Here is a 23059-nt window from a genome sequence, read left to right as displayed (position 1 = left end):
GCCCCTTGCGGTTGACCTCACGGTCCTAACCCTATAGGGAAGCACCAATTCTGTTGCTTCGGTGGTCGTCAGGGGAGTCGTGGACAAAAATGGTCCGCGACCAATGGGTATGCGGCTTGAGAAGCTTTTTTCGTGAAAGTGGTTCATGTCTTTGCCCGAAACCATCGCTCCGGCTTTGTCCGGAGCATTAGCCGCTCGCGGTTATAATACGCTCACCGCCGTTCAAGACGCCGTACTGGCTCCTGAAACGCTCGAAGCCGACCTCCTCGTTTCCGCTCAGACTGGATCGGGCAAGACGGTGGCTTTCGGCCTTGCCATGGCCAACACCATTCTGGAAGAGAGCTTGCGTTTCGGCAATGCCGGTGCGCCGCTCGCCATGATCATCGCGCCGACACGCGAACTGGCATTGCAGGTGCGCCGCGAACTGGAATGGCTTTATGCCGATACCGGCGCGCGCATCGCTTCCTGCGTTGGCGGCATGGATATCCGCACCGAGCGCCGGGCGCTGGAACGTGGGAGCCATATCGTGGTCGGCACGCCGGGACGTCTGCGCGATCATATCACCCGCGACGCCCTCGATATGTCGAACTTACGCGCCGTCGTGCTCGATGAAGCCGACGAAATGCTCGACATGGGTTTTCGCGAGGACCTCGAATTCATCCTCGGCGAAGCGCCGGAAGATCGCCGCACGCTGATGTTCTCGGCAACCGTTCCGAAGCCGATTGCGCAGCTTGCCAAGCGCTTCCAGAACGACGCGCTGCGCATCACCGTGCAGAGCGAAACCAGCCAGCACGCCGACATCGACTATGTCGCCATGCCGGTTCCGCCGCACGAGCGCGACCACGCGATCATCAATACGCTGCTCTATTATGACAGCCAGAACTCGATCATCTTCTGCTCGACCCGCGAAGCGGTGAAGCATATGGCAAGCCGGCTTTCCAATCGCGGTTTTGCCGTGGTGGCGCTGTCGGGCGAACTGAGCCAGGCCGAGCGCAACAATGCGCTTCAGGCCATGCGCGACGGTCGCGCCCGCGTCTGTGTTGCAACCGACGTTGCAGCGCGCGGCATCGATCTGCCCAATCTCGATCTCGTCATCCACGCCGACCTGCCCAACAATCCCGAAACGATGCTGCATCGTTCGGGCCGCACGGGCCGCGCCGGTCGCAAGGGCACCTGCGTGCTGGTGGTGCCGTTCTCGCGCCGCCGCACTGCGGAACGCCTCCTGCATATGGCGAAGCTCGATGCCCAGACCATCTCCGCGCCGGGTATCGCTGCCGTTCAGGCCAAGATCAATGAGCGCATTTTGAATGCGGACATTTTCAGCCAGCCGGTTGAAGAAGAATATCAGGAGTTGCTGAAGGCCCTGACGGAGCGTTACACGCCGGAACAGATTGCAGCCGCGTTCCTCAATCGTGAGGTGGCTTCCTATCCGGCGGCTGAAGAAGTTTCCGACGCGCCGGTTCATCCGGTCGGCGGCAGGAAGCCCAGGGATCGTTTTGAGAAGGGTGACCGCTTTGAACGCCGCGAGCGCGGTGAGCCGGGCGAGCGTTTCGACCGCAATGCGCATTTTGACGGCGTCTGGTTCTCGGTTTCGGCAGGCCGCAAGCATCGCGCCGATCCGAAGTGGCTGCTTCCGCTGATCTGCAAGGCTGGCGACGTTTCGAAGCGCGATGTCGGCTCGATCAAGATTTTCGATAACGAAACCCGTTTCGAAATCACGGCCTCGAAGGCTGATGAATTCCGCCGTTCGGTCGAGGAACGCGGCACCGGTGAAAAGGGTCTGGTGATCCGCACTGCGGTTGCAGGTGCAGGCGGCGACGCTGCTCCGCGTGAGGGCCGGGGCAGTTTCAAGCCGCGCGGTGACAGGTTCAAGGAAGGCGGCTACAAGAGCGATGGCTATAAAGGCGACCGCTCGAAAGGCGACAAGTGGGACAAGCCGCGCGATTTCGCGCGCGGAGACGACTTCAAGAAAGACGGTTTCAAGAAGGGCGGTAAAAAGCCTGAAGGTGGCGGCTACGGCAAGAAGCGTCGCGGGGAATAAACAGTCCTTAAACGAAAAAGCCTCGGAAAATCCGAGGCTTTTTTTGGCGGTTCCTGTTTAAATGGAATCGTTGGAAGTACTCTATCTATTTGTTTTTATGCATTTCCAGGCGCAAAACCGGTTTCCACTTTTGCTAAAAATGCTCTCATTGGCGGGCAGAATCCCGAAAAACTGTTCGGTCTTTCGGGGTTACTTTTATCAAACGTCCAGATTGGCGACGCTGAGCGCGTTTTCCTGAATGAACTCGCGGCGCGGTTCCACTTCATCGCCCATCAGGCGCGAGAACAGTGAATCCGCATCGGTCGCGTCGGTCACCTTCACCTGCAACAGCGAGCGCACATTCGGATCGAGCGTGGTTTCCCAAAGCTGTTCGGCGTTCATTTCGCCAAGGCCTTTGTAGCGCTGTAGCGTCAGGCCCTTGCGGCCGGCCGCGAAAACGGCATCAAGCAGTGCCATCGGGCCGGAAAGCGCGTCGGCCCTGTCCTTGCGGCGCAGGACCGGCGGCTCGATGAAGACCTCGGAGAGACGCGAAGCCACGCGGTCGATCTGGCGGGCATCGGCGGAACCGAGAAGCGCCATGTCGAGAACGGCGACGTCCTTCACGCCGCGCACCATTCGTTCGAAACGATAACCGCCATCGTCGGTCACATACGCCGTCCAGCCGCGCTCGGTTTCCTCCGAAATCATGTCGAGGCGCTTGGCGACCGCATCGGCGGAATGCTGCGCCGTCGCATTGTCCTTCGAGGCGTCCGGGTTGAGCAGTCCGGCGATAGCGGCCTGCTCAACCACACGACGGTCATAGCGCGTATGGAGGCCGGAAAGAAGCTGGCGCATGGTGCGCGCATCTTCCACCACCAAACGCAGGTCCTGCCCGGTGCGGACTTCGCCGCCCGCGACCTCCAGAGCGGTTTCCTCCAGACCGGTTTCGATGAGGAAATCCTCGAAGGCCGCTTCGTTCTTGATGTATTGCGAGGACTTGCCGCGCGACACCTTATAAAGCGGCGGCTGGGCGATATAGATATGGCCGCGCTCGATCAGTTCCGGCATCTGGCGGAAGAAAAAGGTCAGCAGAAGCGTGCGGATATGCGCGCCGTCGACATCGGCGTCGGTCATGATGATGATCTTGTGGTAGCGCAGCTTGTCGGCATTGAAGCCATGCGTTTCGTCCTTGCCGATCGAGGTGCCGAGCGCCGTGATCAGCGTCCCCACCTGTTCGGAAGACAACATGCGGTCGAAGCGCACGCGTTCCACATTGAGAATCTTGCCGCGCAGCGGCAGGATGGCCTGATTCTGGCGCGAACGTCCGCTCTTGGCCGAACCGCCTGCCGAGTCACCCTCGACGATGAAGAGTTCGGACTTGGCCGGATCGCGCTCCTGGCAGTCGGCGAGCTTGCCCGGCAGGGACGTCACGGTGAGTGTGCTCTTGCGGGTGATGTCACGCGCCTTGCGGGCCGCTTCGCGGGCCGCTGCGGCCTGGATGACCTTCTCGACCACGGCTTTGCCGCCTGCCGGATGCTCTTCCAGCCAGGTGGACAGCGCTTCGTTGACGAGGCTTTCCACGACCGGGCGGACTTCGGAGGAGACGAGCTTGTCCTTGGTCTGCGACGAGAATTTCGGGTCAGGAACCTTGACCGAAAGAACGGCGGTCAGGCCTTCGCGGCAGTCGTCGCCGGTAAGTGTCACCTTTTCCTTCTTGGTCATGCCGGATGCGTCGGCATAGCCCGTCACCTGACGGGTCAGCGCGCCGCGAAAACCTGCCAGATGCGTACCGCCGTCGCGCTGCGGAATGTTGTTGGTGAAGCACAGCACCTTTTCGTGGTAGGAATCGTTCCACCACATGGCGACTTCCACCGTCATGCCGTCCTTTTCGTTGCGGATATAGATCGGCTCTTCCAGAAGCGATTTCTTGCTCTGGTCGATATATTTCACGAATTCGACAAGGCCGCCGTCATAGTGCAGCTCGTGTTCCTTGACATCCGCATGGCGGTGGTCGGCGAGCTTGATGCGCACACCCGAATTGAGGAAGGCGAGTTCGCGCAAGCGGCGCTCCAGCGTGTCGAAGTCGAATTCGACCATGCTGAACGTTTCCGGCGAGGGCAGGAAGCTGACTTCGGTGCCGGTTTCGTTGCCCGCTTCGCCGGTCGCGACCAGCGGCGCGTCGGCCACGCCATGAGTGAAGCTCATTTCGTGAATCTTGCCCGCGCGGCGGATTTTCAGCTTCAGCCAGATCGACAGCGCGTTCACCACCGACACGCCCACGCCATGCAGGCCGCCGGAAACCTTGTAGGAATTCTGGTCGAATTTGCCACCCGCGTGAAGCTGGGTCATGATGACCTCGGCAGCCGAAACGCCTTCTTCCTTGTGAATGTCGGTCGGAATGCCGCGCCCGTTATCGGTCACGGTGCACGATCCGTCGGGATTGAGCGTCACGGTAACGAGCGTGGCATGTCCGGCCAGCGCTTCGTCGATGGCATTGTCCACGACCTCATAGACCATGTGATGCAGGCCGGAGCCGTCGTCCGTGTCGCCGATATACATGCCTGGGCGCTTGCGAACGGCATCCAGACCTTTCAGGACACGAATGGAGTCCGCGCCATATTCGGCGGGGGCTTCGGAATTCATCTCGGGCATCTCGCTCATGAAAATCTTTCGAAAAACGCGCTGCGGACGCAGCTTCAAAGATATGTCGAATCACGCGACAAACATGGCTTTAATATAGGTGCTAACGGCTATTTTTCCAAATTTCGGCGGTAAATTTGCCGGGGATTCCGGCAGTCTGTCCATATGGGGGCGCTCCCGGTGCGGTGCGGCTTCTGGAACCGCCACAATTGACGACTATATCCGGTTTGACGGGGGTGTCCTGAGCCGGTTTATGTTCGGAGGAACGCTTGATGGAAACCGCGATCACCATGACGGAACGTCCCGCCCCATTCGTGCCGCCCGCGCCGCGCCCGCGCGAAAAGCCGGTCGGACGGTTCGAGATGATGCGCGTGGTCTATCGCAACCCGCTCGAATTGTGGGGCGAGCCTTCCTATAACGAGCGATGGATTTCCGTCAGTTGGTTCGGCATGAAGACAATCATCGCCAACGATCCGGGGCTGATCCGCCATGTGCTGGTCGACAACGCCGCCAATTATCCCATGTCCGCCATACGTCAGCGCGTGTTGCGCCCGCTGCTGCGCGACGGGTTGCTTACCGCCGAGGGTCAGGTCTGGAAACGCTCGCGCAAGGCCATGGCGCCGGTCTTCACGCCACGCCATATCGGCGGCTTTGCCGCGACCATGCGCGACCGTTCCCTCCGCTTTGCCGAACGCTATCGGACGAGCGGCGTCATCACCGATGTCGCCCATGACATGACGCTCCTGACCTATGATATTCTGGCCGAAACGCTGTTTTCCGGCGAGATCGCGGGCGATCCGAACGATTTTGCGCGCCAGATCGACAAGCTGTTCGAGACGATGGGGCGGGTCGATCCGTTCGATCTCCTGGGCCTGCCGGACTGGCTGCCGCGCCTCACGCGGCTGCGCGGCCAGCAGTCGCTTGGGTTCTTCCGCCAACTGGTTTCCGACACGATCGCGTTGCGCAGGGCACGCATGGACGGCGGCGAGGACGTTCCGAACGATTTTCTGACCCTCCTTCTGCGCGCCGAAGGGCCGGAAGGGCTGAGCCGCTCCGAAATCGAGGACAACATCATTACCTTCATCGGGGCGGGGCATGAAACGACGGCGCGCGCGCTTGGCTGGACGCTTTATCTGCTCGCCAAGGCGCCGCTGGAGCGGGAGCGCATCGAGGCTGAAATCGACGACTTCTTCGCCAAAGGCGGGCGCGATCTGCCGCCGCAGGACTGGCTCGCAAGCCTGCCTTGCACACGCGCCGCCTTCGAAGAGGCAATGCGGCTTTATCCGCCCGCACCGTCGATCAACCGCGAGGCGGCGCAAAATGATCGCTTTGGCGATCTCGAAATTCCGAAAGGCGCGACCGTGCTGGTCATGCCGTGGGTGATCCATCGCCACCGGCTCTACTGGGACCAGCCGGACGCTTTCATGCCGGAACGCTTCTGGCCGGAAAACCGCGAGAAACTTGACCGCTTCCAGTATCTGCCGTTCGGCGCGGGACCGCGCGTGTGCATTGGCGCAAGCTTCGCCTTGCAGGAAGCGGTCATTGCACTGGCGACCCTGCTCGACGGTCGTCGCTTCGAGGTTCTCGAAACGACGAAGCCGTGGCCGGTGCAGAAACTCACCACCCAGCCGCAGGGTGGTTTGCCGATGAAGGTGATGAAGCGCTGATTATCACTTCAAACGCTCTGCGTGCCAGCGCAGATGGTCGTCCATGAAGGTCGAGATGAAGAAATAGGAATGGTCGTAGCCTTCGCGCATATTGAGCGTGAGGGGAATGCCAGCCTTCTTGCACGCCTCTTCCAGAAGCCACGGGCGCAGGCCTTCATCGAGAAAGCCGTCTGCCGTGCCCTGATCGACCAGAAATTCTGGAAAGCGATAACCGTCTTCGATCAGCAGCGTGGCATCATAGGCGCGCCATGCCCGCTCTTCCGGTCCCAGATATTTTTCGAGCGCCGGTCGCGACCAGCCTGCCGTCGATGGCTGCACGATGGGAGCGAAAGCCGAGGCGGATTTGAAGCGGTCCGGGTTTTTGAGCGCAATGGTCAGCGCGCCATGCCCGCCCATGGAATGGCCGGTAATTGCCTGACGGCTCATATCGAGCGGAAATTTTTCCGCCACCAGACCGGTCAGTTCCCGCGTGATGTAACTATACATCCGGTAGTTTTCCGCGAACGGAGCCTGTGTGGCATCGACATAAAAGCCTGCTCCCTTGCCGAATTGCCAGTTATCCGCTTCGTCCGGGATATTATCGCCACGCGGGCTTGTATCCGGGCAAATGACGGCAATTCCGAGTTCTGCTGCCATTTGCCGATACTCGCCCTTGTCCATCACGTTCTGATGTGTGCAGGTGAGGCCGGACAGATACCACAAAACCGGCACCGGACCGTGTTCGGCCTGCGGTGGCAGGAAGACGGAGAAGGTCATGTCGCATTGGCAGGTCCCGCTTTTGTGGCGATAGATGCCCTGCGTTCCACCGAAGCTTTTTGCGGTCGAGATCGTTTCCATGGATATTTCTAACTCCCAAGCGCGACCGCCACATTGACCGCGGCGGCGACGAGAACCGTATTGAAGAAGAACGACACGATGCTGTGCACGAGTGTGACCCGGCGCATGGCGGACGTCGTGACGCTGGTGTCGGATGTTTGCGCCGTCATGCCGATGACATAGGCGAAATAGGTGAAGTCCCAGCCGCACGGCTCCTGCGTTCCTGGGAACTCGAAGCCGCCGCGATAGTGGCTGGCATGTTCGGCGTCCGTTCCGGCAGGATCGCCCGGCTGCCAGTAGACATGCGCATAATGCAGCGCCGTCATCATATGGATGGTTGCCCAGCCGAGCGGCACGGCGGCAAGCGTGACGATAAGATCGAGGATGCCGGGCCTCTCTTGCTGGTTAACCAGAATGAACAGCGACGCAACGGCCACGACCACCGTGGCGAACGTCACCAGAAAAATGAACCAGACCGGTTCGTCCGCGCTCGCGGCGTGTTTCTTCAGGAATGATGGGGTCAGGCGCGGTAGCGCCGAACCCGCCAGCAGCAGATAGAGCACGAAAAAGCAGTTTGCCCCGATGACCGGAGCAAGCGGGCTTTTCAGCAGCCATGCGAGGAGGAATGCCGCCGCCCCGCCCGATGCGCCGATATAGAAAGACATATGACGACGCAAAAGAAACACGATCAGCTTCCCAGAGGCTCAAGCCGCATGTCCACATGCGGAATACCATCTTCCACATATTCGTCCGAAATGACCACGAAGCCAAATGAGCGATAGAATTTCTGCAAATGGCTCTGTCCGCCAAGCTCGATCGCGGTGCCGGGAAAGCGTGCCTGCACGAATTTGACCGCTTCCTTCATCAGCCTCTGGCCAAGCCTGTACCCCCGATAGGCCGGAGCCACGACGACACGCCCGATCTTCACCGGACCGGCCTCTTTTTCGGGCGGCAGCACACGAAGCGCCGCCGCCAGTTCGTCTCCATCGAGAATGCGCAGGTGAAACGCGCCGATATCCTTGCCGTCGATCTCGGGATAGGGGCATTTCTGCTCCACCACGAAAACCTCCACGCGCAGCTTCAGCATCGCGTAAAGCGCTCGCGGCGTCAGGTCGTCGATTTCATCCCAATGGGAAACGAGGTCTCTTTCGCTCATCAATAGACGATCACCGAACGGATGGACTTGCCTTCATGCATCAGGTCGAAGGCGGTGTTGATCTCGTCGAGCGGCATGGTGTGGGTGATCAGATCGTCGATATTGATCTTGCCATCCATATACCAGTCCACGATCTTCGGCACGTCGGTGCGGCCGCGTGCGCCGCCGAAGGCCGTGCCTTTCCAGACGCGACCGGTGACGAGCTGGAACGGGCGCGTGGATATTTCCTTGCCGGCTTCCGCCACGCCGATGATGATGGATTCGCCCCAGCCGCGATGGCAGCATTCCAGCGCCTGACGCATGACATCGGTATTGCCAGTGGCATCGAAGGAATAATCAGCACCGCCGTCGGTCAGATCCTGAATGGCCTGCACCACCTTGTCATTGCCGACCTCACGCGGATTGACGAAATCGGTCATGCCGAATTTCTTCGCCATTTCCACCTTGGACGGATTGATGTCCACGCCGATGATCTTGTCTGCGCCGACCATGCGCGCGCCCTGAATGACATTGAGGCCGATACCGCCAAGACCGAACACCACGACATTCGAACCAGGGCGGACTTTTGCCGTGTAGATCACAGCGCCGATGCCGGTGGTGACGCCGCAGCCGATATAGCAGATCTTGTCGAAAGGGGCATCCTCGCGCACTTTCGCGACAGCGATTTCCGGCAGGACGGTGAAATTGGAGAAGGTCGAGCAGCCCATGTAATGAAACACCTCACCGCCATCGCAGGAAAAGCGCGTGGTGCGGTCCGGCATCAGGCCCTGGCCTTGCGTGGCGCGGATCGACGTGCAGAGGTTCGAGCGTTGCGACAGGCAGGTTTTGCACTGGCGGCATTCGGGCGTGTAAAGTGGAATGACGTGATCGCCGGGTTTTACCGAAGTCACGCCCGCGCCCACTTCGCGCACGATACCGGCACCTTCATGGCCGAGGATTGCCGGAAACTTGCCTTCGGAATCAAGGCCCGACAGCGTATAGGCGTCGGTGTGGCAAACGCCGGTCGCCATGATTTCGACCAGCACTTCGCCAGCCCGTGGCCCGCCGATCTCGACGGTTTCGATGGTAAGCGGCTTTTTTGCCTCCCAGGCAACGGCTGCGCGTGACTTCATGGCGATGGTTCCTTTTCCAGCCTGTCTTTACTGAACTTATTTGAGGTAGGTGCGTAAAATACGCATGATTTCGTCGATTTGCGTATCGGGATCGGTTGGCGTTTCCTGAGCAAATGTCTCGCGAAAATGGCTTTCCAGCACTTCCGCCATCAGCCCGTTGGCCGCGCCGCGCAGAGCTGCGATCTGCTGTAAAAGAGCTGCACATTCCGTGCCCGCTTCCACCGCGCGTTCCAGCGCTTCGGCCTGACCGCGAATGCGGCGCAGGCGCGTCAGCGCGCGCTTCTTGTCTTCCGGTGAATGTGGCATGGAACCTCCCGATGGGATCAATCCTATATACTGCCCCTAGTATGTCAATTCTGGACAAAACCGATGCCCTGATGCAAACCGCTCGGGACGCATTTTAAAACTGTGAGACGCCTTGCCGAACGATCTGCCGGTCACCCATATTCTGCCTCAGCTCGATGATGCTTTGAAAACGCATGCGAGCGCGGTTCTTGTTGCGCCACCCGGTGCCGGCAAGACGACGCTGGTGCCAATCCATCTGTTGAATGCGCCGTGGCGCGGGGATGGCATGATCGTGCTTCTGGAGCCGCGCCGTCTGGCGGCGCGCGCGAGTGCGCGGCGCATGGCGCAGCTTTTGGACGAAGAGATTGGCGAAACGGTCGGCTATCGCATGCGGCTTGAGAGCAAAGTCTCGGCGAAGACAAAAATCCTCGTCGTCACTGAAGGCGTTTTTGCGCGCATGATCCTTGACGATCCCGATCTCAAGGGCGTTGCCGCCGTGCTGTTCGATGAATTCCACGAACGTAGTCTCGATGCGGATTTCGGTCTGGCGCTGGCGCTGGACGTGCAGGCAGCATTGCGCGACGATCTCAAAATCCTCGTCATGTCGGCAACGCTGGACGGTGCGCGGGTGGCGCAGCTTCTGGGTGATGCGCCGGTGATCGAGAGCGAGGGCCGGGCCTTTCCGGTTGATATTCGCTATCGCGCGCGCCAAGCCGATGAACGCATTGAAGACGCGATGGTGCGCGCCATCCGTGATGCACTGGCCGACGAGACGGGCAGCATTCTGGCTTTCCTGCCGGGGCAGGGCGAAATTGAGCGGACAGCGCGTCTTCTGGATGATCGTTTGCCGGCAAATATCATGCTGGCACCGCTCTATGGCGCGATGGAAGGCAGCACACAGGATGCGGCAATCAAGCTTGCGCCACAGGGCAAACGCAAGGTGGTGCTGGCGACATCGATTGCCGAAACCTCCATCACGATTGACGGTGTGCGGGTGGTGATTGACTCTGGCCTTGCCCGCCTGCCCAAATATGAACCGGCCACCGGCTTGACCCGCCTTGAGACCGTGCGTGTTTCGCGTGCGGCGGCGGATCAGCGTGCTGGTCGCGCCGGGCGAACGGAGCCGGGCGTTGCCATCCGCCTCTGGCATCAAGGACAAACAGCGGCGCTTGCACCCTTCTCGCCGCCAGAAATTCTGGAAGCCGATCTTTCCGGGTTGGTGCTCGATGCGGCTGCATGGGGCGTGACTGATCCCACGACGCTAAAGTTTCTCGACATGCCGCCGAAACCGGCGCTGAACGAGGCAAAGGCTTTGCTTACGCGGCTTGGCGCATTGGATGCGGGGGGACGTCTGACGCCGGATGGCGAGGCCATGCGCGCGCTCGCCTTGCCAGCACGCCTTGCCCATATGGTCGCGGAAGCGGGCAAGCGCAGCGAGGCGCAAAGGGCAGCCGAACTCAGCCTTCTCCTCACCGAGCGTGGGCTTGGCGGTAACGATACCGATCTCGAAACGCGCATGTCGCGCTTCCGCAATGACCGTTCGGATCGCGCCCACCGGGCGCGGGGACTGGCGAAACGTCTGGCTGCAAACGTGCCGAACAAGGGCGAAGCTGCCGGTTCCAGTGTTGGCCGTATGCTGATCGATGCCTATCCCGACCGGATCGCAAAAGCCCGTGGCCAGACGGGGCAGTTTCTGCTTGCCAATGGGCGCGGCGGTGAGGTGGATAGCGCAATCAGCCTCAGCCGTGCGCCGTGGCTGGTGGTGGCCGATATGTCGGGCAAGGCGGGGCGCACCCGTATTCTGGCCGCAGCCGAACTCACCGAAACGGAAATCCGCACGGCTCTTGGTGGCAAAATAGAAAGCGGAAAACAGGTCGTTTACGACCCGGAGAAGAACGCGCTTCGCGCGCGTGAAGGGTCACGTATTGGAGCCATCGCACTTTCGGAAAAGCCGCTTGCCGCGCCTTCGGGTGCCGCGGCCGATGAAGGCGTGATTGCTGCCACGCGCGAGCATGGGCTTTCCATTCTGCCATGGGGTAAGGAAGCCGATATTTTGCGCCGCCGCCTCGGCTGGCTCCATCGCGGGCTTGGCGAACCGTGGCCGTCGATGGAGGATAACAATCTTCTGGAGAAACTTGATGACTGGCTGCTGCCGTTTCTAACCGGTGAGGCGCAGCTCGACCGCATTCCGGGTCATGTCCTGAAAAACGGCCTGATGAGCCTCGTGCCTTTCGATTTGCAACGCAGCGTCGATCAGCTTGCGCCGACGCATTTTGAAGTGCCGACCGGTTCGCATATTCCGATCCGCTACGATGCCGACGAGCCGGTGATCGCCGTGCGCGTGCAGGAACTTTTTGGGTTAAGCACGCATCCATCGATTGCGAACGGCAAGGTGCCGCTGCTTTTGGAGCTTCTGTCTCCGGCGCATCGCCCGATCCAGATCACCCGCGATCTTCCCGGTTTCTGGAAAGGCTCCTGGGCCGACGTGCGCTCCGATATGCGTGGACGCTATCCCAAGCACGTCTGGCCGGAAGATCCGGCAAATGCTGAAGCAACACGCCGGGCCAAGCCACGAGGGACCTGAGATATTTCGGCTCTGACGGCCTGCAAATGGCACCCTTCTGCGCTTCCGGTGCTCATGTACCCAAAAGTACATTCCGCTCCGGTTCTCAAAGCGCACCATTTTCGGCACGTCATAACCAAAATCTCAACAGGTCCCACCACGGCACCTGCGACCGGATAACGCAGTTCTGCTTGCATTTTCGTCCGGCCTTGTTTCATAAGGAGCAAGACAGGGGAGGAACATGCAGGCAGAATTCGAAAATCGCGCTTCCAACCTTTCGCGGCGTCCGCGCCTTACGACACTGGTGCGGGTACGCTGGCTCGCCATAGCCGGGCAGACGGCAGCGGTGATGTTCGTCGCGCTCTATCTGCAATTTCCCTTTGCCGTCGGCATCTGCCTTGCGCTGATTGCCTGTTCGGCCTGGCTCAACCTCTATCTGGCGTTCCGTTTCCCCACCAATCACCGGCTTAATCCGGCGGCGGCGAGCCTGGTTCTCGCCTTCGATATATTGCAACTGGCCGGACTGCTCTATCTGACCGGCGGGCTGCAAAACCCCTTCATCGTCCTGATGATCGTCCCGGTCATCATTTCGGCGACATCGCTCTCCGCCCGGCACACGCTTGTGCTCGCGCTGCTCGTCGTCGCTTGTACCACCGTGCTTGCCTTTCAATACGATCCGCTGCCCTGGTATCCCGGCGAAAGGCTGAACCTGCCTTTCCTGTTCGTGATCGGCATCTGGTGCGCCATCATCTCGGCGCTCGGCTTTACGGGCGTCTATGCCTATCGCATTGCGGAGGAAGCGCGCCAGCTTGGTGACGCCCTGACGGCGGCCGAATTGATTCTCCAGCGTGAACAGCATCTATCGGCGCTCGACGGGCTTGCCGCCGCCGCCGCGCATGAACTGGGCACGCCGCTTGCCACAATCGCGCTCGTGGTCAAGGAAATGCAGCGTACACACGTCAAGGATGCCGGTCTGGCGGACGATATCGCGTTGCTTCGCTCGCAGACGCAGCGCTGCCGTGAAATCCTGCAACGGCTGACGAGCCTGTCATCCGAAAACGAAGAGCATATGTCGCGCCTGCCGCTTTCTTCCCTCATCGAAGAGGTGATCGCGCCGCACCGCAATTTCGGCATCGCCATCGATGTGCAGAAGATGGAAGGGCCGAAGCCGGAACCGGTCACCCGTCGCAATCCGGGCCTGCTCTACGGGCTTGGCAATCTGGTGGAAAATGCTGTCGATTTCGCGCGCGGCAATGTCAGTGTTACGTGGGGCTGGACCGAGGGCAATGTAAGCGTGACCATTCAGGACGACGGCGACGGGTTCAAGCCGGAAGTTCTCGACCGCATCGGCGAGCCCTATATGACAAGCCGCGACAACACCCGCAATGGTGGCGGACTGGGGCTGGGGCTTTTCATTGCAAAGACCCTTCTGGAGCGATCCGGCGCACAGATCGCCTTCCGCAATCGCAACAATCCGGGGCAGGGGGCGGAAGTGAAGGTCGTCTGGCCGCGCACGGTCTTCACCAAGGAATGATACCAGATCCAGAAAGTCGATTGGTCCGGGATAAGCGAGGCGACGGCCGGAACTTTCCGTCGCTGGAATTGATTTATTGTTTCAATGGCTATTTGACTTTTTGACGCAGGGGCATCAATAAGGAAACAAAAAGACAGGCAGGAAAAAAACCGATGGACGATTTGAGGCAGGAAGACCCCGAAGCCATAGGCAATGATCCGACCCTCCTTCTGGTCGATGACGACAAACCTTTTTTGCAGCGCCTTGCCCGCGCCATGGAAAGCCGGGGTTTTCAGGTGACAACCGCGGAATCGGTTGAGGAAGGCATCGCCGCAGCCAAGGCTGCCGCGCCCGCTTATGCGGTGGTGGATATGCGGTTGGGTGACGGAAACGGTCTCGATATTATCGAGGCCATTCGTTCGCGCCGCCCGGATACACGCGCCATCGTCCTCACCGGCTACGGCAATATCGCAACCGCCGTGAATGCCGTGAAGCTTGGCGCGATCGATTATCTGTCGAAGCCCGCCGACGCGGACGAAGTTTTTGCCGCGCTTACCCGTCGCCCGGGCGAAAAGGTTGCCCCGCCGGAAAATCCGATGTCCGCCGACCGGGTTCGCTGGGAGCATATCCAGCGCGTTTACGAAATGTGCGAGCGTAATGTTTCGGAGACGGCCCGCCGCCTCAACATGCATCGCCGCACCTTGCAGCGAATCCTTGCCAAGCGCGCTCCGCGCTGATTTCAGTCGATCTCGGCGCCCGGCCCGGCGTCAGGCATATCGAGGCCGGCAAGCTCCGCCATGGTGAGGCGCGCGGCGCCGGCGCGCGCAAAGCGCAGCATCAGCGCCTTGCGCGTGGCTCCGGCAAGCTTGTGCTCCGGCGCATCGCGCAGGATCTCCGCGCCATAGCCATCCGACAGGATGAAGCCGCATTCCTCCGGGAAAATCTCGCGCGGGACTGCCGGGTGCGTCGCAAAGAACAGCCTGTCGCAATAGGAACGATATTCCGGCCATTTGTGATCCGCCTTCCAGTCCTCGATCGAGGATTTTATCTCGACGATCCAGATTTCGCCCTTGCGGCTGACCGCGATCAGGTCGGCGCGCCTGCCGGAAGCGAGCGACAGTTCCGGCAATGTGGCAAGCCCCATTTCCAGAAAAAGACGCTGCACGCCGCGTCGTACGAGCATGGCATTCTCCGACTGCCTGCCGTCGGAAAGCGGATGGGTCTGGTTGGGAATCACTATTGGCATGAGCGCATCTTGTGCCCGGTTTTCCAGCGAAACAACCGGAGACCGGCCTGAATCGGCGAGAAACAAGTATGTACTGGCGGGCAAATAAGGCAAAATATGGCAAAAAAGCGCCCGTTTGAGGAATTTTCAATTTACGGTTAACGCATGGTTAACAATACTGCTGCATCTTCAGCGCGAACAAGCGATTCGCTTTTATCGACGGCCCATCGTGGTCCCATTGACGAGATGAACCAATCTGGGGGGGAATGCATGAATTCTCGCGTTCTGAAACTGACGACGGCTCTTTTTCTGGCGGGTGCCCTTGCGGGCTGCTCGACTATGGGCGGCACCTTCTACACCGCTTCCTATTCTTCCGTTACCGATGCGGGCTATGTCGTGCCGGCCATTCCGAGCGCAAAGATACCGGGGCAATATCGCAGGCAGATCGTAAAGTACCAGACCGACGAGAAGCCCGGCACGATTGTCGTCGATACGCGGAACAAGTTCCTTTATTTCATCATGCCGGACGGCAAGGCGATGCGTTATGGCATCGGTGTCGGGCGCGAGGGATTTGGCTGGTCGGGCAACGCCCGTGTCGCCATGAAGCGTGAATGGCCGACCTGGACGCCGCCCTCGGCCATGATCAAGCGTCAGCCGGAATTGGCGAAATACCGCAACGGGATGGACCCGGGCCTGAAAAACCCGCTCGGCGCGCGCGCGCTCTATCTGTTCAACAGGGGCGGCGATACGGGTTATCGCCTGCATGGAACGCCGGAATGGTGGTCTATCGGCAAGGCCATGTCTTCCGGCTGCATCCGCCTGATGAACCAGGACATCATGGATCTTTACAACCGCACCGAAAAAGGTGCGAAGGTCATCGTGAAACAGTAAATCCGGGCGATGACGGGTAAGAAAAAGGCCGCTCAAAGCGGCCTTTTTAGCATTACGAAGAATGCAACTGTAATGTTGGTAACAATGGCCAGTCGGATCAGATTTGCTCGACCTGCTGCACTTCCGGCACGAAATGACGCAACAGGTTCTGGATGCCGTGCTTCAGCGTTGCCGTCGAAGACGGGCAGCCGGAGCAGGCGCCCTTCATGTGCAGGAAAACGGTGCCGTTTTCGAAACCGCGGAACGTGATGTCGCCGCCGTCCTGCGCAACGGCCGGGCGGACGCGGGTCTCGATCAGTTCCTTGATGGTTTCGACGATCTCCGTGTCGGCCGCATCGAAGAATTCCTCGTCGCCGTGGGCCGCGCCTGCATCGCCATTGGCATTGCCCGCCATGGCGGGCGTGCCCGACATGAAATGTTCCATGATCGTGCCGAGAATGGCGGGCTTCAGATGCTGCCATTCGCCGTCTTCCTTGGTGACGGTGATGAAATCATAGCCGAAGAAAACGCCGGTTACGCCCGGAACCGCGAAAAGCTTGGCGGCGAGCGGCGACGTGTTTCCGGCGGTTGCGACATCGCGGAAGTCGGCTGTGCCTTCCGGCATCACGACCTTGCCGGGGAGAAACTTCAGGGTCGCCGGATTGGGCGTGGTTTCAGTCTGGATGAACATGCCAGTTGTCCCGCTTTCAAATTCTGGAACGATTTTCGTAAGCGCATATGCGCACGGCCACAAGTACCGTAGCGCTCGGATGCTTATCGGTTACCATCAATATAGGGTGATCAGGTCACCGCATCAATGTCGTCGTCACTCATGCCCGCCGGAATAACCGTGACGGGAATCGGAAACTGGCTGCGGCTTGCCAGCGACTGCACAAGCGGGCCGGGCCCTTCCTTGCCGGAGCCTGCGGCCAGGACGAGGATGGCAATATCCTGATCTTCCTCGATCAGCGAAAGCAGTTGGTCGGCGGTTTCGCCTTCGCGGATGCTGATTTCCGGCTCGATTCCCTGCTCCGCGCGCACGATGGCGGCAAATTTTTCGAGCGCGGCCCGGGCACGATCCTGCGCTTCCGTGCGCATGATCTCCCCGACACCCAGAATCTGCTGGAAGTCGGAATCGTCGATCACGAAAAGAAAAATGACCGAGCCGCCGGTGTTTTTCGCGCGGCGCGCGGCATAGGCGACAGCACGCCCGCATTCGGGCGTTTCGTCGACGACGGCAAGAAACTTGCGGCGATGACCGGCTTCCCGGCTAAGTCGTTTTGATACCATGGCCGCAATTTGCCATCGGGACCGGCCGTCCGCAAGCTGACATTTTGTGTCCGGCTCACGATTTTCAAAAAGGAGCGGGCGACCGCGAAAATTGCAGCCGCCCGCATGAGAGGAAGAACGAAAATCAGTTCTGGAGCCAGCCGACGATATCGCGCACCTGGCGCATCGTCTGCTCTGCGATCACGCCTGCCTGTTCGCCGCCATCGCGCAATACGCCGTCAATATAGGCCGGATCGGCGACCAGACGGCGCATTTCATGCGTAATCGGCGACAGGCGTGCAACAGCGAGATCGGCCAGCGAAGCCTTGAATTCGGAGAACTGGCGCCCGCCGAACTCGGCCACGATGTCTTCTCTGGATTTCGATGCAAGCGCTGCATAGATGCCGACCAGATTGTCGGCTTCCGGGCGGCCTTCCAGTCCGCCGGTTTCCGAAGGCAGGCCGTCGGAATCCGTCTTGGCCTTGCGAATCTTCTTGTTGATCGTCTCCTCGTCGTCGATCAGGTTGATGCGCGACAGGTCCGACGGGTCGGATTTCGACATCTTCTTTGTGCCGTCGCGAAGCGACATGATGCGCATGGCGGGACCGGAAATCATCGGTTCGGTGAGCGGGAAGAAACCCGACACCTGCTCGTCCCCGACCTTCATGTCCACGCCGATTCCGAGCGAAGCGATGCGGTCGGAATAGTCGTTGTTGAATTTCTGCGCGATGTCGCGGGTCAGTTCCAGATGCTGCTTCTGGTCCTCGCCGACCGGTACGGCGGTGGCGCGATAAAGCAGGATGTCGGCAGCCATCAGGCTCGGATAGGCGAATAGGCCGAGCGAGGCGTTTTCACGGTCCTTGCCCGCCTTGTCCTTGAACTGGGTCATGCGGCTCATCCAGCCGATGCGTGCGACACAGTTGAACACCCAGGCGAGCTCGGCGTGCTGCATGACGCGGCTCTGGTTGAAAACGATGCTCTTCTTCGGGTCGATTCCGGCGGCGAGGAAAGCCGCCGTGACCTCGCGGGTCGACTGCTGCAATTCGACCGGATCGGGCGAAACCGTCAGGGCGTGCATGTCGACGACGCAATAGATGCAATCTTCGGTCTGCTGGATCTCGACCCACCGCTTGATTGCACCCAGATAGTTGCCGAGGTGAAGATTTCCGGTCGGCTGGACACCGGAGAAGACAAGCGGTTTGAACGTGCTCATGACTCTATCCTGAAAAAGTTAGCCCCGCCGGTGGAGAGCGGGGATTTTTTGAACGCTGGTCTTTTCGCAGAGACGCATCCGCCTTTCAAGCGCGAATTAGAACGCGTTTCGATCTGATTGAATCAGATCGGTGCTCTAACGCTTTCCATTTCAAGCATAATCTTATCGATCCTCGTTTCACTCCGGTCGGATTATGCTTTATGATTCGCTTTCCGGCTTCTTCCTTGCCGCGCCGCGCCTGACGTTACGCCGGATCATGGCGGTGCTTGCGCCGCCAAGGCCGAAAGCGAGGCCGAAATAGACGGTCATGGCCACGACCACCATCGCTGCCACGGTGCCCGCCCGGACCACGAAGGGGGCGGCGGACGAAAGCTCATAGGCGAAATAGCCGATGGCATAATGAATGCCGAAAGCCATGACGCCGGCCGCGAACAGGAGGCGCGGAATGCGGGTCAGGAGCGGAATGTCCTGGCCCCAATGGCCGCGCTTCACCAGTGTTGCGAAAAGCAGGACGGCATTGACCCAGCCTGCGACGATTTCGGCGGTGGCAATGCCCGCCGGGCCGAAAAGCGGGAAAAGCGTGATGGCAAGCGAGACGTTCACGACGACGGAAATGGCGGCGAAGACCATCGGTGTGCGGGTGTCCTCGCGGGCGAAGAAACCCGGAATGAACGCCTTGATCAGCACGAAGGCAGGCAGTCCAAGACCGTAGATCGCCAGAATGCCGGATACGACCAGCGTGGAATCCGGGCTGAACTTGCCACGCTCGAACAGAAGCCGCACGATCGGCTCCGACATGACGAGCAGGGCGGCGGCGGCGGGCAGAGTGAGAAAAAGCGTGAACTCGACCGAGCGGTTCTGGAGGTTCGAGGCCTCCTTCATGTGTCCGCCGCGCAGCGCGCGCGACAGTTCCGGCAGGAGCACGGTCGCGACCGCGATGCCGACGACGCCAAGCGGAAGCTGGTAGATGCGGTCGGCATAGACAAGCGAGGAAACCGCGCCTTCCATTCCGGACGCGATATTGGTGTTGATCAGCAGATTGATCTGCGTGATGCCGCCGGTGATCGCGGCCGGAAGCGCCAGCACGAGCAGCCGCTTGACGTCGGAAGTGAGACGCGGGCGGCGAAAGCCTATCCTGATGCCCGCATGACGCACCGCGATCCAGACGATTGCAAGCTGCACGAGGCCCGCGGCCATCACGCCCCATGAGAGGCCATAGCCGACGGCAAGCGCGTCATGACCCCGCCACCAGGCCACGGCCAGAACACCGATCAGGATGATGTTTAGGAAGACCGGCGCGACCGCCGCCGCGAAATAGCGGTGTAGCGAGTTCAGCATACCGCCCATCATCGCTGCCAGCGACATGCAGGCGAGATAAGGGAACATGATGGTGGCAAGCCGCACTGTATTGTCGAATTTCACCGCATCGCCGGTAAAGCCCGGCGCGATGACGGTGCGCACTAGAAACGGCATCGACAGTTCCATCGCGATGGTCAGGAACAGGAGCACGGTGAAGAGCACGCCGAACACTTCCTCGGAAAAACGGCGCGCGCCATCCAGGCCGTTCTTTTCGATTTCCTTGGCAAAAAGCGGCACGAAGGCGGAATTGAAAGCGCCTTCGGCAAAAAGCCTGCGGAACGTGTTCGGGAAACGGAAGGCGGCGTTGAAGGCGTCCGCTACCGGGCCGGTGCCGAGCGCGGCCGCCATGAACATCTCGCGCGTGAAGCCGAAAATGCGGCTCATCAGCGTGCCCGACGCAACCGTGGCGAATTTTTTAACCAAACTCATTGTCTTGAAATACCCGAACCTACGCTGCCGCCTGGGGCGAGCGATTATTTGTTTTCGTACTGTTGTCATCGCCGACAAGCAGGGCGAGAAGCTTGCGTCTGATCGTGCCCTGACGGGAAGCGTTCGAAATCTTGTGGCCGACGAGATCGGTCACATAGAAACTGTCGATCACCTTCTCGCCGAAGGTGGTGATGTGGGCCGATGCAATATCGAGCGACAGGTCGGAAATAAGTCCGGTCAGTTCCGACAGGAGGCCGGGCCTGTCGAGGCCTTCCACTTCGATGACGGTGAACTTGTTGGAGAGCGTGTTGTTGATTTCCACGCGCGGTTCGACCTTGAAGGCCTTGGCATTTTTTCTCGACTTGGTGCGTTTGGCCAGCACGTCGGGCAGACGCGTTTTCCCGGAAAGCATATCCTCGATCACCTTGCCCACCCGTTCGGCACGGCGGCGCTCATCGTCATCGAGGTCGAATTCGCGGCTGATGAGGATCGTGTCGAGCGCGCGCCCGTCGCCGGTGGTGAAAATCTGCGCGTCCACGATATTGCCGCCCGCCGCCGCACAGGCGCCGGTGATGATCGACAGAAGCCGGGGATGGTCCGGCGCCAGGACGGTGATTTCCGTCACCGCCTCGAATGTATGCGGCTTCGCCATGGTGGCGAGCGCGCGGCCTTCGCGGTCGGCCTCGCGGATGAAATGCGCGTGTCGCGCCTGATCGTCCAGACTGACCGTGAAGAGATAGTTCTGATAATGCAGGCCAAGATAGGCGTCGCGTTCGGCCGGGGGCCAGTCGGCCAGTTTTTCGGCGAGCGCCTGCCGCGCCTGCCGGTCGCGGTCGGCGCGCGAAAGTTCCGAAAATCCGCCCGTCAGCACAAGCTCGGTTTCATAGAAGAGCGTGCGCAGAAGCTGGCCTTTCCAGCCGTTCCAGACGCCGGGGCCAACGGCCTTGATGTCGCAGACGGTAAGGATGAGCAGGAGCTTCAGCCGCTCCATGGTCTGCACCGTGTCGGCGAAGTCGATGATGGTCTTGCGGTCGTTGAGATCGCGCGATTGCGCCACCATGCTCATGGTCAGGTGTTCGCGCACCAGCCATTCCACCGTCTCGGTCTCCGATGGCGTCAGGCCGAAGCGCGGACCGAGCCTGCGGGCAATGCGCGCGCCTGCCACCGAATGGTCCTCGGGGCGGCCCTTGGCGATATCGTGCAGAAGCAGCGCGACGTAAAGCAGGTTACGGTCACGCTTGAGCGTGGTGATGAGATGGTTGGAAAGGGGATGCTCGTTTTCCAGTTCGCCGCGTTCCATTTCAGAGAGAACGGCAATGCAGCGCAGCAGATGTTCGTCGACCGTGTAATGATGATACATATTGAACTGCATCATCGCGACGATCTTGCCGAAATCCGGAATGAATTTTCCCAATACGCCGGATTCGTTCATGCGGCGCAGGATCAGTTCCGGGTTGCGCGGGGACGCAAGAATTTCGAGGAAAAGCCTGTTGGCTTCCCGGTTCTCGCGCAGTTCCGCATTGATGAGCTTCAGCGAGCGGGTAAGGCTCTGCATCGCTTCGGGATGAAATTCCAGCCCGTGCCTGTCGGCAAGATGAAACAGGCGGATGATATTGACCGGATCCTGCCTGAAGACATCCGGCTGGGCAATATTGATGCGGTGGTTTTCCGAAACGAAACCGCCATCCGGGGAAAGCTTGCGTTTGCGGCGGGAAAAGGTGAGAAAAATGCGGTTGAAGCCGGGCACATGCTTGGCCTGCCGTTCCTCAAGCGCCGCACTGATGATGCGGGTCAGGTCGCCGACATCCTTCGCGACGAGGAAATAATGCTTCATGAAGCGTTCGACATAGTTCTGGCCGGGATGCGCCGTGTAGCCGAGACGTTCGGCGATTTCCGGCTGAATGTCGAAGGACAGGCGTTCTTCCGCCTTCAGTGTCGCGAAATGCATGTGGCAGCGCACGGCCCAGAGAAAATCCTCCGCCTTGTTGAACAGGCGCAGCTCCGAACGCGACAGCACGCCGAGCTTGACCAGTTCTTCCTTGCTTTTGACCCGGTAGAAATATTTGGTGATCCAGAACAGCGTGTGCAGGTCGCGCTGGCCGCCCTTGCCTTCCTTGACGTTCGGTTCCACCAGATAGCGGGTTTCGCCCGCCTTGCGGTGGCGCGCATCGCGCTCGGCAAGCTTGGCCTGAATGAATTCCGGCCCCGTATCCTTGACCACTTCCTCGTCGAAACGGGAAACAAGCGTCTTGAAAAGCTCCTTGTCGCCGGACAGGAAACGCGCATCGAGGATCGCCGTGCGGATCGTCATGTCTTCCCGCGAAAGGCGCAGGCATTCGTCGATATTGCGCGTGGAATGGCCGACTTTCAGTCCCATGTCCCATAGCATATAGAGCATGTATTCCACGACCTGCTCGCCCCATGGCGTCTGCTTGTAGGGCAGGAGAAAGAGAAGATCGATATCCGAACCGGGAGCCAGTCCGCCGCGTCCATAGCCGCCGACCGCGACGACGGCCATGTTTTCCGCCTTGGACGGGTTCATCGCGGGATAGACCCGGGCGGCCGCGAATTTGAAGAGCGCTCCGATCAGCGTGTCCATGAGATAGGAAAGGCGTTTCGCGCACAGCGTACCGCCGCCATCCTTCATCAGCAGGCCTTCGGCATTGGCGCGTCCGCGTACAAGCGCGTCTTTCAGCGCTTGCAGAACGACCTTGCGTACGGGAAGACTGGTGTAGCTTTCGCCCGTCGAATCCGCCAGTTCGTTGATCTTGCGGCGCAGCGTCTCGGGATTGACGATTTCTTCCAGCTTAAGGTCGTGTGCGCTCATGCGGGTTTTGGGTCCGGCTTCAGGAGTGGGAGGCGACGGATTATCCTATAGCCGCTTTTACAGGACATGAATATCCAAAAGCAAAGGCCGGGCAT

18 protein-coding genes are annotated in these 23059 nt (G+C 60.1%); 6 read left to right on the top strand and 12 right to left on the bottom strand.

The features are described 5' to 3' along the window. The first annotated feature begins 145 nt into the window (after window positions 1-145). Window positions 146-2041 carry a DEAD/DEAH box helicase gene (locus tag FHS76_RS00375; protein ID WP_183646424.1) on the top strand — a complete coding sequence of 632 codons (1896 nt, stop codon included), beginning with the start codon at window positions 146-148 and terminating at the stop codon, window positions 2039-2041. A 198-nt stretch (window positions 2042-2239) separates the two neighbouring features. Here FHS76_RS00375 and gyrB read toward each other — a convergent pair whose 3' ends face one another. After that, window positions 2240-4681, bottom strand: a complete 2442-nt coding sequence (gyrB, locus tag FHS76_RS00370) for a DNA topoisomerase (ATP-hydrolyzing) subunit B (RefSeq protein ID WP_183646421.1) — start codon at window positions 4679-4681, stop codon at window positions 2240-2242. A gap of 251 nt (window positions 4682-4932) precedes the next feature. On the opposite strand from gyrB, the gene FHS76_RS00365 reads away from it, so the two are divergent. Continuing rightward, window positions 4933-6327 (top strand): cytochrome P450, encoded by a 1395-nt coding sequence (locus FHS76_RS00365; protein ID WP_183646418.1) that lies wholly within the window; start codon window positions 4933-4935, stop codon window positions 6325-6327. Between the two features lie 3 nt (window positions 6328-6330). On the opposite strand, the gene fghA is transcribed toward FHS76_RS00365, so the two are convergent. From fghA to FHS76_RS00340, 5 genes are read right to left on the bottom strand one after another with little or no spacing between them, the layout of a single operon-like run. Next, complete coding sequence (gene fghA / locus FHS76_RS00360) at window positions 6331-7164, bottom strand: S-formylglutathione hydrolase (RefSeq protein WP_183646415.1); 834 nt, start codon at window positions 7162-7164, stop codon at window positions 6331-6333. An 8-nt stretch (window positions 7165-7172) separates the two neighbouring features. After that, window positions 7173-7829: a DUF1345 domain-containing protein gene (locus FHS76_RS00355; RefSeq protein WP_183646412.1), complete on the bottom strand. Its 657-nt coding sequence runs from the start codon at window positions 7827-7829 to the stop codon at window positions 7173-7175. Between the two features lie 2 nt (window positions 7830-7831). Continuing rightward, a complete protein-coding gene (locus tag FHS76_RS00350; RefSeq protein ID WP_183646408.1) occupies window positions 7832-8299 on the bottom strand; it encodes a GNAT family N-acetyltransferase in 468 nt (155 codons plus the stop codon). Then, on the bottom strand, window positions 8299-9411 hold the full coding sequence (locus FHS76_RS00345) for an S-(hydroxymethyl)glutathione dehydrogenase/class III alcohol dehydrogenase (RefSeq protein WP_183646405.1): 1113 nt from the start codon (window positions 9409-9411) through the stop codon (window positions 8299-8301). Before FHS76_RS00345 ends, FHS76_RS00350 begins: the two co-directional genes overlap by 1 nt. Before the next feature lie 36 nt (window positions 9412-9447). Beyond that, on the bottom strand, window positions 9448-9717 hold the full coding sequence (locus tag FHS76_RS00340; RefSeq protein ID WP_183646401.1) for a metal/formaldehyde-sensitive transcriptional repressor: 270 nt from the start codon (window positions 9715-9717) through the stop codon (window positions 9448-9450). A 112-nt stretch (window positions 9718-9829) separates the two neighbouring features. On the opposite strand from FHS76_RS00340, the gene hrpB reads away from it, so the two are divergent. The 3 genes from hrpB (at window position 9830) to regA (ending at window position 14509) form a co-directional block, all read left to right on the top strand. Further along, window positions 9830-12280 carry an ATP-dependent helicase HrpB gene (gene hrpB / locus FHS76_RS00335; RefSeq protein ID WP_183646399.1) on the top strand — a complete coding sequence of 817 codons (2451 nt, stop codon included), beginning with the start codon at window positions 9830-9832 and terminating at the stop codon, window positions 12278-12280. A gap of 220 nt (window positions 12281-12500) precedes the next feature. Continuing rightward, a complete protein-coding gene (locus tag FHS76_RS00330) occupies window positions 12501-13793 on the top strand; it encodes an ActS/PrrB/RegB family redox-sensitive histidine kinase (protein ID WP_183646397.1) in 1293 nt (430 codons plus the stop codon). A gap of 152 nt (window positions 13794-13945) precedes the next feature. After that, on the top strand, window positions 13946-14509 hold the full coding sequence (gene regA / locus FHS76_RS00325) for a global response regulator transcription factor RegA (RefSeq protein ID WP_183646392.1): 564 nt from the start codon (window positions 13946-13948) through the stop codon (window positions 14507-14509). A gap of 2 nt (window positions 14510-14511) precedes the next feature. Here regA and FHS76_RS00320 read toward each other — a convergent pair whose 3' ends face one another. Continuing rightward, the gene (locus tag FHS76_RS00320; RefSeq protein ID WP_183646389.1) at window positions 14512-15018 is read right to left on the bottom strand and encodes an MmcB family DNA repair protein; all 507 of its coding nucleotides are present in this window, start codon (window positions 15016-15018) and stop codon (window positions 14512-14514) included. 249 nt (window positions 15019-15267) lie between these two features. Between FHS76_RS00320 and FHS76_RS00315 the strand changes: the two genes are divergently transcribed. Beyond that, window positions 15268-15888: a L,D-transpeptidase gene (locus FHS76_RS00315; protein ID WP_183646386.1), complete on the top strand. Its 621-nt coding sequence runs from the start codon at window positions 15268-15270 to the stop codon at window positions 15886-15888. A gap of 97 nt (window positions 15889-15985) precedes the next feature. On the opposite strand, the gene FHS76_RS00310 is transcribed toward FHS76_RS00315, so the two are convergent. From FHS76_RS00310 to FHS76_RS00290, 5 genes are all read right to left on the bottom strand, one after another. Beyond that, window positions 15986-16558: a NifU family protein gene (locus FHS76_RS00310; RefSeq protein WP_183646383.1), complete on the bottom strand. Its 573-nt coding sequence runs from the start codon at window positions 16556-16558 to the stop codon at window positions 15986-15988. Between the two features lie 110 nt (window positions 16559-16668). Continuing rightward, a complete protein-coding gene (locus tag FHS76_RS00305) occupies window positions 16669-17157 on the bottom strand; it encodes a universal stress protein (protein ID WP_183646380.1) in 489 nt (162 codons plus the stop codon). A gap of 124 nt (window positions 17158-17281) precedes the next feature. After that, entirely contained in the window at window positions 17282-18349 is a 1068-nt protein-coding gene (gene trpS / locus FHS76_RS00300; protein WP_183646377.1) for a tryptophan--tRNA ligase, read from the bottom strand. A gap of 198 nt (window positions 18350-18547) precedes the next feature. Continuing rightward, on the bottom strand, window positions 18548-20137 hold the full coding sequence (gene murJ, locus FHS76_RS00295) for a murein biosynthesis integral membrane protein MurJ (protein WP_183646374.1): 1590 nt from the start codon (window positions 20135-20137) through the stop codon (window positions 18548-18550). Window positions 20138-20156: 19 nt separating this feature from the next. Then, window positions 20157-22964: a [protein-PII] uridylyltransferase gene (locus tag FHS76_RS00290; RefSeq protein WP_183646371.1), complete on the bottom strand. Its 2808-nt coding sequence runs from the start codon at window positions 22962-22964 to the stop codon at window positions 20157-20159. Window positions 22965-23059: the final 95 nt, after the last annotated feature.

Origin of the sequence: Brucella daejeonensis, assembly GCF_014199265.1 — a bacterium.
Taxonomy (GTDB): Bacteria; Pseudomonadota; Alphaproteobacteria; order Rhizobiales; family Rhizobiaceae; genus Brucella; species Brucella daejeonensis.
Note: the sequence above shows the minus strand (reverse complement) of the source record. Positions and strands in the feature narration are given on the sequence as shown.